This is a genomic window from Castellaniella sp. WN (assembly GCF_054457555.1).
Window position 1 is genome coordinate 2,078,838 of record NZ_JBTKZC010000001.1, and the last position, 10,785, is coordinate 2,089,622.

The following is a 10,785-nucleotide window of genomic DNA, read 5'->3' on the forward strand; positions in this document are numbered from 1 at the left end:
CACGTGGTCAGCGCGGGCCGATGCGCCGGACCAGTTCGCGCTCGGCGGGCACGGGCTCGCCATCCATCCAGGCGCCGATCAGATCCCCCGCCAGGGCGGACCAGTTCAGGCCGCGCGATCCATACGCGCACGCCAGCCACAGGCCCGGCCGATCAGGCACCGCGCCGATCAGAGGCAGATGGTCGCGCGTGGCGGCCCGCCAGCCCGCCCACCCGACGGCGGGCCCGCTCCCCAGCCAGGGAACGTCCCGCGCCTCGACCCAGCCCCGCACACGCGCCAGGATGTCCTGGTGGCCGGCCTCGTCCGCGACGGCCTCGTCCGCATCGGGCCGATAGGTACTGCCGGCCACGCCCCAGCCGTCCCGGGGCGGCAGGCAATAGCCGCGGCCCGACAGGACGCAGCGCGGCACGCCGGACGCCCCCGCCGGATACAGACTGACCTGGCCGGCGACAGGCGCGAGGCCCGAAAGGACCGGCAGACGCTCGACCGGAATCACCCCGGCCAGCAGCGTGCGCGCATGCAGCGCATTGGCCAGCACGACCTGCTCCGCCCGTCCCAGTTCCCGGTCTTCGGCGTCCCGCAGCGACCAGCCGCCCTCATCGGCCGGGGCCAGTGCCCCGACGGTGGCAGCCCGGCGCGCCACCCCTGGCAGGCACAGCAGGGCGGCGATCAGCTCGCCGGGGCACACCCGCAAGGCGTCGGGAAACCAGAGGCCGCCCCAGGGCACCCCCACCCCGGCCCGCCGAGCCGCCTGCGAGGGATCGAGCCAGCGCACCCAGTCTTCAGGAAAGCCCAGTCGCACCAGCGCCCGGCGCTGCAGACCAGCCTGCGCCTCCGACTGCGCGCAGACCAGCGCGCCGCAGGCCTGCGGCCTCGCCTCCTCGTCCAGCCCCAGCCAGCGAGCGCGCGCCCGGGCCAGGCCGACGCGGCTCAGGCGCGAGCGCGTGTCGTCGTCCGGGCTGAGCGCGGGTACAAGAGCGGCCGCACCCCGACGGCGCAGGGACGGATCGACATCCAGGGCGCACTGCGGATCCCAGACCTCGACCTCGTGGCCCCGCGCCGCCAGGGCCTGAGCCACCCCGGCGCCGGCCAGGCCGCCGCCCACCACCGCCACCCGGCACCGCGCAGGTCCGGACGGCGCGGTGCCCAGGCCGGGGCGCAGGACGGCCACCGTCATGTCGCGCTTGCCGGCGATGCCGGGGACCTTGTCGACCAGGAACCCGGCATCGCGCAAGTCGCGCCGCACCTGCCCGGCCGCGCACCAGGTGGCGGCCGTGGCGCCGGCCACCGCCAGGCGCCGCAACTGGCCGAAGACGGCGAGAGACCACATGTCGGGATTGACCCGGGGCGCGAAGCCGTCCAGGAAAAAAGCGTCGACGCGCGCTTGCGCCTGGCACGCCAGGCGGCGGATGTCGCCGAACAGCAGCGTCAGGACGACCCGCCCGTCCTGCAGTTCCAGACGATGGACGCCCGGCAGCAGGTCGGGCCAGCGCCCGGCCAGTTCGCGGGCCAGCGGCTGGTAGTCGTCCGGCAGCCGGCGCCAGGCCCTCAGCAGATCCTCCACGGCAAAGGGATGCGCCTCGAACGCCAGGTAATGCAGCCGGCCGCCGCGCCCGGGATCATCCAGCCAGGCCCGCCAGGCGGCCAGGAAATTGTGTCCCAGGCCGAAGCCGGTCTCGGCGATCGTGAACGCCGTCCGCCCGCGCCAGCGCCCCGGCAGGCCGTTGCCTTTCAGGAAGACGTGCCGCGCCTGTGTCAGCGCCCCGGCGTCGCCGTGGTAGACATCGCCATATTCCAGGCTGCACGGCACGCCCCGCGCGTCCTCGCGCCACGAGGCGGGCTTCAGGATTTCATGCTTGTCCGACATTGAATGCCCTGTTCGAGTGTTCTTCTGTCCGGCCCATCCACAGACCCGCCGGACAAAGCGCCGGAGACGCCCGTCCGGTGGTCACGTACAATGGGACGAACACGCCACGCGGGCCGGCTGGCGGCCTCGCGGGCGCATCACGGGAATCAGCGCGTCATGTCCAGTTCGCACTTCCTGTCGGCAGATTGCCTGGATGCCGCCGTCACGGCGGCGCACGCCGCAGCCGCCATTCTACAAACCCACGCCCTCCACCGCGCGGACCTCGTGGTCGACCACAAGATGCGCAATGACCTGGTGTCTCAGGCCGACCGCGACGCCGAACAGGCCATCATCGACATCCTGCGCGCCCGCACCCCGGAAATCGGCATCATCGCCGAAGAATCCGGCGGCCAGCCGGGCGACCAGGCGACCTGGTGCATCGACCCGCTGGACGGCACCACCAACTTCATCAGCGGCATTCCCCACTACGCCGTCTCGATCGCCCTGATCGGTCATGCGGGCTGCCGCCCGGACGGACGCGGCCCACTGCCCCAGGACACGCCGCTGATCGGCGTGGTCTACGACCCGAACCGGGAAGAGCTGTTCTCCTCGCTGCACGGCCTGGGCGCCTGGCTCAATGGCCGCCGCATCCAGTGCTCCTCCACACCGACGCTGGACCAGGCGGTCCTGGCCACAGGCTTTCCCTTCCGCGACTTTTCCTTTGAATCCCGCTACATGCCGACCCTGCGCGACGCCATCCACGCCACCCGGGGAATCCGCCGCCAGGGCTCGGCGGCCCTGGACCTGGCCTGGACGGCCTGCGGGCGCTACGATGGCTACTGGGAAATGGGCCTGGCGCCCTGGGACGTGGCCGCCGGCGCGGCGCTGGTCCGCGCGGCGGGCGGGGTCTGCGAGGACATCCGCCACCAGGAACCCTGGCCCGAGGGCGGCTATGTCTATGCCGCCAATCCGCACATTGCCGCCACGCTGGACGGCCTGATCAATCGACGCGCATGACACGACAGCTCCTCGACACTCTGGGCGGCTGGCTGCCCGACCTGACCGATATCCGCCGCGCCATCCACGCCTGGCCCGAACTCGCCTTCCAGGAAGTCCGCACGGCCGACACCGTGGCGCGCCTGCTGGAATCCTGGGGCGTAGAGATCCATCGCGGCCTGGGCGAGACCGGCGTGGTCGGCCGCATCGCCGGGCGCGGACCGGGCCGGTCCGTAGGCCTGCGGGCCGACATGGACGCCCTGCCCATGCCGGAAGCCAACACCTTCCCGCATGCCAGCCGCAACCCTGGCGCCATGCATGCCTGCGGCCATGACGGCCATACCGCCATGCTGCTGGCCGCCGCCCGCTACCTGTCCGGGCACCGCGACTTCGACGGCACCGTGCACGTGATCTTCCAGCCCGCCGAAGAGGCCGGGGGCGGCGCCCGCCGCATGATCGAGGACGGCCTGTTCGAACAGTTCCCCATGGACGCGGTGTTCGGCATGCACAACTGGCCCGGCCTGCCCGCCGGCACGTTCGGCCTGACCGACGGCCCCATCATGGCGTCCAGCAGCACCTTCGAGATCACGCTGCGGGGCCGCGGCGCCCACGGCGCCATGCCCCACCTGGGCGTGGACCCGGTGGTCGCGGCCGCCCAGCTCACCCTGGCTTTCCAGACCGTCCTGACCCGCGACCTGGACCCGCTGGAATCCGGTGTCATCAGCGTGACCCAGATCCATGCCGGCTCGGCCGACAACGTCATCCCCGACCAGGCCATGATGCGCGGTACGGTGCGCACGCTGTCGCAGGACACGCTGGACCTGATCGAGACCCGCATGCATGACCTGGCCGGTCCGCTCGCCCAGGCGCTGCGCTGCGAGGCGGACTTCCGCTTCCACCGCGAATACCCGGCCACCGTCAACCACCCCGAACAGGCCGCTCTCTGCGCCCAGGTCCTGACCGAACTGGTCGGCGCCGACCGGGTCCACGCCCAGGTACGGCCGTCCATGGGAGCGGAGGACTTCGCCTTCATGCTGCAGGCCCGCCCCGGCTGCTATGTCTGGATCGGCAATGGCACGGGCGACCACCGGACGGCGGGCCACGGCCTGGGGCCCTGCACCCTGCACAACGGCAGCTACGACTTCAACGACGCCATCATCCCGCTGGGGGCCGCCTACTGGGTGCTGCTGGCCCGGCGTTTCCTCGATTCCGCCGCCTGAGGCGTTCCCGGCCACGCGCGCCATCGCCGCGCGGCCGGCACGCCGCACGCACGAGCCCCGCACACCGCCACGAACCCCGCATGACGAACGGTTAAAATACGCGTTTTGCCGGAATACGCGCCCGCCGTCCTGGACGCGGCGCCCGGCTCCACTCCGAGACCGCCATGACCACTGCACTGCCCTCCTCCGAACATCCGGTCGTCCTGCGCGTCATGCCCATGCCGGCCGACGCCAACATCCATGGCGACGTATTCGGGGGCTGGATCATGTCCCAGGTCGACATCGCCGGCTCCATCCCGGCCACGCGGCGCGCGGGCGGGCGGGTCGCCACCGTGGCCGTCAACGCCTTCACCTTCACGCAACCCGTCTTCGTCGGCGACCTGCTCAGCTTCTACGCTGAAATCACTCATACAGGCCGGACCTCCATCACCGTTTCTGTCGAAGTCTACGCCGAACGCCAGCGCCTGGAGGCCGAGGTCGTCAAGGTCACCGAGGCCACCCTGACCTACGTCGCCACCGACGAGAACCGTCGCAGCCGCCCCCTGCCCCCGATCTGAGGAACCCGCACCGATGGCCGATCAGCCCGTCGCCGCCGAGACCGCCATCCCGGTCGTCATCCCGCGCCGCCTGGACCCGGAGGACGCCCAGCTGGCGCTGCAGGAACTGCAGGCCATCCTGAAGCGCCAGGAGGTCGTGGACGCGCTCGCCCAGCGCCAGCACGAAGACGAGGACGGCTCGAACCTGCTGGAAGGCATGCTGCAGCGCCAGCACGAGGACGAGATCCGCCAGATCGTCAACGCGCTGCACCCGGCCGACATCGCCTTCATCCTGGAATCCCTGCCGGTGCAGCAGCGCCAGGCGGTCTGGCAACTGGTCAGCCAGGAACACGACGCCGACGTGCTCCTGGAAGTCGAGGACTGGGTCCGCGAATCGCTGATCGAGTCCATGGACCACGAGGACCTGATCGCGGCCACGGGCACCATGGACGCCGACGAGATCGCCGATCTCGCGCCCGACCTGCCCCCCGACGTGATCGCCGAGGTCCAGAAGGGCCTGACCGACGCCGAGCGCGCCCAACTGGTCGCCGCCATGGGCTACCCGGAGGATACCGTCGGTGCCATCATGGACTTCGACATGGTCCGGGTACGCGAAGACGTGACCCTGGAAGTCGTGCTGCGCTACCTGCGCCGGCTGCACGAACTGCCCGACCACACCGACCAGATCTTCGTGGTGGACCGCGCCGACCAGTTGCGCGGCACCCTGTCGCTGTCGCGCCTGCTGCTGAGCGAACCCGACACTCTGGTCAATGCGGTCATGGAGCCCGATGTCCTCAGCCTGAATCCGATGGACCCCGACACCGACGCCGCCAACGCCTTCGAGCGCTACGACCTGGTGTCGGCCCCGGTGGTGGACGAACAGGGCCGCCTGATCGGCCGCGTCACCATCGACGAAGTCGTTGATGTGCTGCAGGAAGACTCCCAGGAACAGGAACTTTCGCGCGCCGGCCTGCAGGAAGAGGACATCTTCGCACCCGTCCTGGCGGCTCTGCGCAACCGCGCGCCCTGGCTGCTGGTGAACCTGTGCACGGCCTCCATCGCGTCCTTCGTGGCGTCCCGTTTCGAGGACACGGTCAGCCACATCGTGATCCTGGCCTTCCTGATGTCCATCGTGGCCGGGATCGGCGGCAATTCCGGCAACCAGACCATGACCATGATCATCCGCGCCATGGCCACGGGCCGCGTCACCGGCGCGAACATCACGCAACTGGTGAAGCGCGAGCTGCAGGTGACGTTCCTGGTGGGGACCTGCGGCAGCCTGGTCGCGGCGACCTTCGCCTGGATGATTTCGGATTCCTACGCGGTCGCCTGCGTGATGATGGCGGCCATGGTCGGCAACATGCTGATCGGCGCGGCGCTGGGGGTGCTGATTCCGCTGCTGCGCGACCGCTTCGGCAAGGACCCCGCCATGGGCTCGTCCGTGCTGCTGACTTTCGCCACGGACTCGCTGGGGTTCTTCCTGTTCCTGGGGCTGGCGACGGTGTTTTTGCTGTAGTTGCCGTGGCGGGTGCTTGTGCGACACCTCGACCGCACGGCCCCCTCCCGGACGCGCAGCTCACCCGGTTCCGGCTGCGCCGGAACTGCCCAGGCTCCGGATCGCTATCCGGGCGCTCGCCAAACGCGCGGGGCGATTCGTCCCCCGGACGAATCGCAAGCGTCCCGCTTGAACGGTGGCTCGCTTGCCTCCCGGCTATCGACCCTCCGCCTGGCGGGCTCGAACAGCGCGCCCGGGAGGGGGCCGTGCGGTCTGACGAAGTCAGGGAAGCTTCAGTAATGCCTTGATCCGGGCCTTGATGTCCGCGAGTTCGGCGGCCGTGGCCTGGCCCTTGCGTTCAGCCTGACGTGATTTCCAGTCCAGGCTCTTGATTTGATCGGCCAGAGCAACCCCCAGGGCGCCGCCGCCATTCAGCGGAACCTCGAAGGGATAGCCTTTGACCTGGCTGGTAATCGGAACACAGACAATCAGACCAGAACGCTGGTTGTAGGCCAAAGGGCTCAGCACCACGGCCGGCCGGCGACCCGCTTGTTCATGTCCGCTTTGCGGCGTGAAATTCAGCCAGACGATATCGCCTTCCTCTGGCGTGTAACAACTCTTCACAACAGTTCCAGCCCCAGGGGATCACCGAAGTCCTGTTCGCCATGCTGGTTTTCAACGGTGATGCCCGCCAGCAAATCGTCCAGTTGGTAGACCGGCGCGGCGGGCTCGATCACGATACGGCCGTTTTCAACACGGACTTCGACGGTTTGCTCAAGTGTCAGTTGCGCCGCTTCCATGATCGCAGCAGGCAGACGGACCGCCGGACTGTTACCCCATTTCTTGAGGATCTGAAGCGCCATGGCGACCTCCGTAGAAACAAATGTAGATACCTATGAAGTATAGGTAATTCCTACGCAAGTATCAACACCCGTATCTACATGCTGGATCGTCGCCCGTCATTCACCTGCGGCACAAGAGACGCCTCATCAAGCATGCTTGAGCCCCGGTTCACCGGCTGGCGGCAGGGCGCGCTGGATGACCATCCCGTGAACTTGCAAGCGCTGCCTCGACATGTCCAACCAGATCAGCGCCTGTGAGTCCAAGCGGCTTGGACAGGGCCAAGACGGTCGCAATAGAGGGCAGGCGCTGACCTCGCTCCAGCATGGAGATGAATGTTCTGTCGAGATCGGCTTCGAAGGCCAGTGTTTCTTGCGACATGCCGCGCGTATTCCGTAGCGATCTCAGCACGTCACCGAACGTTTTCTCGAGCGTTCCTTTTGGAGACGGTCCCATTGCAGGGAAGATGCTAGTTTTGTAGACTATGGTCTACGGACAACTGTCTACAAGGGCACCCTCAGCATGACCTGTCAGAGCCGACACTCACGGCCCTCAAAACTCTCAAAAATGATCGTGGCAATCAATGTGGCGGCACTGCTCAGCGCATGCGCCCACACAACCCCGAATCCCGTGCAGACATCGCAGGTTGGCGATGAAAACATGAGCTGCCGTTCCATCGAAAACGAAATGCAGGATATGGAAACCGAGCGCGCGGACAGCGATGCACAGGGCACCGGCCAGGTCGCGAAGAATGTCGGGCTCGGAATCGCTGGTGCCTTCTTATTGGTTCCATGGTTCTTCATGGACACGGGTAATGCCCACTCAGTCGAGGCCAAGGCGGCACAAGCAAGATACAAGCGGCTACATGCGCTTTACCAGGACAAGGGGTGCATACCCACAGAAAAGCCCGTGGAGAAAATTCCGCCGAGCGAACTGCATGAATCAAAGGAATAATCCGATATGTTGCGGACTAAGCGAGTCGTGGCCACTATAGGCGCTGGTGTAACCTGAGTTCGACAGTTTGACCCCTGCTTTTTGATCGAAACGCAGTAACGACGCGGCTTTCACAGAATTACAACGATAATTTTGTAATGGCACGTTATCATAATTGCGCATTGACTATACTGTGTATATGTGATTATAGTAATGGCATGTTTATCAAAGTCACCAAGTCAGGCCCCCGCCGCTATGTGCAGCTCGTGGAGGCCTACCGCGACGACGCTGGGTGCCCCAAGCAGCGCACTGTGGCGACACTTGGCCGTTTGGACCAGATGGGTGATTCCATCAAGTCCCTGCACGAAGGCCTGGCGCGCATCCTGGGCATAGAGCCTTCACCAGCGCTTGATGATGGCACCGCCCGCTTCGATTCTTCACGAGCCATCGGGGACCTTTGGGCACTGACTCAGATCTGGAAGCAGCTGGGCCTGGATCGCCTGCGTCAGGTGCTGCGCCAGCGCACCCGCCACAAAATCGACCTGGAGGCGCTACTGCGCGTCATGGTCTTTAATCGCCTGAGCGATGCCGATTCAAAGCTTGGGACCCTGCGCTGGCTACAGACCGTCAGCTTTCCCGATACCGATCTGGCATCGGTTGAGCACCAGCAATTGCTGCGCACCATGGACGCGATGGTGGAGCACCAGGCCGTCATCGATCAGGCGCTGGTCGCAGCCGTCAAACCCTTGGTAAGTGAAGAATTGTCGGTGGTCTTCTACGACATGACCACGATTCGTGCCGAAGGGCTCTCTGAGCAAACGGATGACATTCGCCAGTTTGGCAAGTCCAAGGAAGGCATCATTGCCCGTCAGTTCATGCTGGGGCTGGTGCAAACCGCTGAAGGCATCCCGCTCTATCACGAGATCTTTGAAGGCAATACGGCCGAAGTGGGGACGCTGAAGGCCTCGCTGCAAAAGGTCATGGATCGCTTCCCGGTGCGCCGGGTAATCGCCGTCGCCGATCGAGGGCTGCTGTCGATTGACAACCTCGCAGACTTGCAAGCCATGCGCCTGCCCAATGGCCAGCCGTTGGAATTCATTCTGGCGGTCCCCGGCCGACGGTACAACGAGTTTGCCGAGCTGCTCGAACCGATCAACCAAGCGGCTATCGAGAGCGACAGCCCCGAGATCGTGGGCGAACAGGCGTGGCAAGGGCTGCGGTTGGTTGTTGCCCATGATCGGTACCGGGCTGCCGAACAAACGGCCCAGCGCGATCAGAAAATTGCAGCGCTCGAAGCCCAGGCCGCCCAGTGGGTCGGCAAACTGGACGCCCAGGATGCTGGGGTACGCGGCAAAGGCCGCAAGCTCTCCGATGGTGGCGCGCGCGCCCGGTTCTATCACGCGGTCTGCGAAGCGCATCTCGCACGCATCATCCGGGTAGACCTTAAAAGTGAGCTCTTCACCTACCAGGTCAATGAAAAGGCGCTGGCCCTGGCACGCGCCATGGATGGCAAGCTGCTACTGATCACCAACGTCTGCGATCTGGCGCCAGCCGATGTGATTAGCCGCTACAAATCCCTGGCCGACATCGAGCGGGGCTTCAAGGTGCTCAAGTCCGAAATTGAGATCGGACCCGTCTACCACCGACGCCCCGATCGCATCCGGGCACACGCCATGATCTGCTTTATTGCCTTGGTGTTGCAACGGGTCATACGCATGCGGCTGCGCGAACAGCCCGTGGCCGACGTGGTCTCGCCCGAGCGCGCCTTGTCGATTCTGCGTCGCATCCAGACCCACCGGGTCGTGCTGCCGGGCGGCAAATCCATCACGGGCATCTCGACGATCGATGCCGAACAGGCGGCCATCCTGAAGAGCCTGCAGGTTGGAAAGCTCACAGCAACTGAGGCCTTCGTTAATCTGTAATGGAGCGTTTTTAAGGCGCTTCTTTATAAATCAATGAGTTGCGGTTCTAACTGTCGAACTCGGGGTGTAATGTTGTTCGGCATCAGCTCATCAAATGCTGCCAAAACAGATATAGCACAAAAAATGCTAGAGGTTTTCGACTCGACATGCTTTCTTGCCGCACCTGAATTTCAAAGCATTGAAACCACCATTGCCGGATTCGGCGGTAAGGAATTATCGCAAAAACTCGCCCTTACGGATCCAGTCATGGCTGAACATAACGGCAGGGTGTTCACCGTCCCCTACGCTGGAGAAGTATTTCTGCTCGGAATGACTGAAATCGGAACATGTGCAGTTGTGGCTCAAGACAGGATTGCCAACAAGCTACGAGAGTCAATTTTGAAGAACTACCCGGTCCGCAAGGAGATCGAAGCTCCCTCCGGCGTCCAGACCGCCGAGTACTTCATATCAGAAAAAGAAAATCCATACGTCATAGGGATAGTCGAATCGAAGCCCGGCACCACTACAGCAGTAACCATCCTGCAATATGCCCCGCCAGAAATTACCAACCAGCTTATGCAACGACAGCCAATCTCTCAAAACAAATCTAATTTCTTAGAATAGGTTGGTCATATAAACCACAGAACAGGGCCGCGAGGATCATAATGAACTTCATTCAAAAAATCATTCTTGGGCACCATCTAACCAAGATGACCAATATCTTTGAGGCCGTTGTCCGCACAAAGATCGGCGCCTTTGCTGGGGCTGGTGGCGGGTTTGACTCACTGCCGCCGCATCAAATGATGCAATATCTTAGTGAACTGAAATCTCGTTCAGAAAAACTGCGCCGCTATCCTAAGCATGTGATCACTCAAGAATTACTAAAGAACGCGCGCATCTCAGTTCAGCTAAACCGGCCCACCCGGATGGAAGCCCAACAGAAGCTCTTGGATCTACTGATTGGTGAAGGCATTGCGATGGATCTCAAAACCTTCCAACAATCATTCTCAAATTAGCA

12 protein-coding genes are annotated in these 10,785 nt (G+C 64.6%); 8 read left to right on the plus strand and 4 right to left on the minus strand.

Features of this window, described 5'->3' with window-relative positions; translation table 11 throughout:
• Nucleotides 1–7: 7 nt before the first annotated feature.
• Entirely contained in the window at nucleotides 8–1,867 is a 1,860-nt protein-coding gene (mnmC, locus tag ACTPOE_RS09705) for an FAD-dependent 5-carboxymethylaminomethyl-2-thiouridine(34) oxidoreductase MnmC (protein ID WP_458872009.1), read from the minus strand.
• Nucleotides 1,868–2,023: 156 nt separating this feature from the next.
• Here mnmC and ACTPOE_RS09710 point away from each other — a divergent pair, with 156 nt between their 5' ends.
• The 4 genes from ACTPOE_RS09710 (at nucleotide 2,024) to mgtE (ending at nucleotide 6,114) form a co-directional block, all read left to right on the plus strand.
• Nucleotides 2,024–2,863: an inositol monophosphatase family protein gene (locus ACTPOE_RS09710; RefSeq protein WP_458872010.1), complete on the plus strand. Its 840-nt coding sequence runs from the start codon at nucleotides 2,024–2,026 to the stop codon at nucleotides 2,861–2,863.
• On the plus strand, nucleotides 2,860–4,062 hold the full coding sequence (locus ACTPOE_RS09715) for a M20 aminoacylase family protein (protein WP_458872011.1): 1,203 nt from the start codon (nucleotides 2,860–2,862) through the stop codon (nucleotides 4,060–4,062). The genes ACTPOE_RS09710 and ACTPOE_RS09715 overlap by 4 nt, the downstream gene beginning before the upstream one ends.
• Nucleotides 4,063–4,226: 164 nt before the next feature.
• The gene (locus tag ACTPOE_RS09720) at nucleotides 4,227–4,619 is read left to right on the plus strand and encodes an acyl-CoA thioesterase (protein WP_458872012.1); all 393 of its coding nucleotides are present in this window, start codon (nucleotides 4,227–4,229) and stop codon (nucleotides 4,617–4,619) included.
• Between the two features lie 13 nt (nucleotides 4,620–4,632).
• On the plus strand, nucleotides 4,633–6,114 hold the full coding sequence (mgtE, locus tag ACTPOE_RS09725) for a magnesium transporter (protein WP_458872013.1): 1,482 nt from the start codon (nucleotides 4,633–4,635) through the stop codon (nucleotides 6,112–6,114).
• Nucleotides 6,115–6,375: 261 nt separating this feature from the next.
• On the opposite strand, the gene mazF is transcribed toward mgtE, so the two are convergent.
• The 3 genes from mazF to ACTPOE_RS09740 form a co-directional block, all read right to left on the minus strand.
• On the minus strand, nucleotides 6,376–6,717 hold the full coding sequence (gene mazF / locus ACTPOE_RS09730) for an endoribonuclease MazF (RefSeq protein ID WP_458872014.1): 342 nt from the start codon (nucleotides 6,715–6,717) through the stop codon (nucleotides 6,376–6,378).
• Nucleotides 6,714–6,956: an AbrB/MazE/SpoVT family DNA-binding domain-containing protein gene (locus ACTPOE_RS09735; protein WP_458872015.1), complete on the minus strand. Its 243-nt coding sequence runs from the start codon at nucleotides 6,954–6,956 to the stop codon at nucleotides 6,714–6,716. Before ACTPOE_RS09735 ends, mazF begins: the two co-directional genes overlap by 4 nt.
• Nucleotides 6,957–7,104: 148 nt before the next feature.
• On the minus strand, nucleotides 7,105–7,314 hold the full coding sequence (locus ACTPOE_RS09740) for a helix-turn-helix domain-containing protein (protein WP_458872016.1): 210 nt from the start codon (nucleotides 7,312–7,314) through the stop codon (nucleotides 7,105–7,107).
• 186 nt (nucleotides 7,315–7,500) lie between these two features.
• Between ACTPOE_RS09740 and ACTPOE_RS09745 the strand changes: the two genes are divergently transcribed.
• The 4 genes from ACTPOE_RS09745 to ACTPOE_RS09760 all read left to right on the plus strand — a co-directional run bounded on the left by ACTPOE_RS09745 (nucleotide 7,501) and on the right by ACTPOE_RS09760 (nucleotide 10,783).
• Nucleotides 7,501–7,887 carry a hypothetical protein gene (locus ACTPOE_RS09745; RefSeq protein WP_458872017.1) on the plus strand — a complete coding sequence of 129 codons (387 nt, stop codon included), beginning with the start codon at nucleotides 7,501–7,503 and terminating at the stop codon, nucleotides 7,885–7,887.
• A 197-nt stretch (nucleotides 7,888–8,084) separates the two neighbouring features.
• Nucleotides 8,085–9,788 carry an IS1634 family transposase gene (locus ACTPOE_RS09750; RefSeq protein ID WP_458870344.1) on the plus strand — a complete coding sequence of 568 codons (1,704 nt, stop codon included), beginning with the start codon at nucleotides 8,085–8,087 and terminating at the stop codon, nucleotides 9,786–9,788.
• A gap of 69 nt (nucleotides 9,789–9,857) precedes the next feature.
• Nucleotides 9,858–10,391 (plus strand): hypothetical protein, encoded by a 534-nt coding sequence (locus ACTPOE_RS09755; protein WP_458872018.1) that lies wholly within the window; start codon nucleotides 9,858–9,860, stop codon nucleotides 10,389–10,391.
• Between the two features lie 41 nt (nucleotides 10,392–10,432).
• On the plus strand, nucleotides 10,433–10,783 hold the full coding sequence (locus ACTPOE_RS09760) for a hypothetical protein (RefSeq protein WP_458872019.1): 351 nt from the start codon (nucleotides 10,433–10,435) through the stop codon (nucleotides 10,781–10,783).
• Nucleotides 10,784–10,785: the final 2 nt, after the last annotated feature.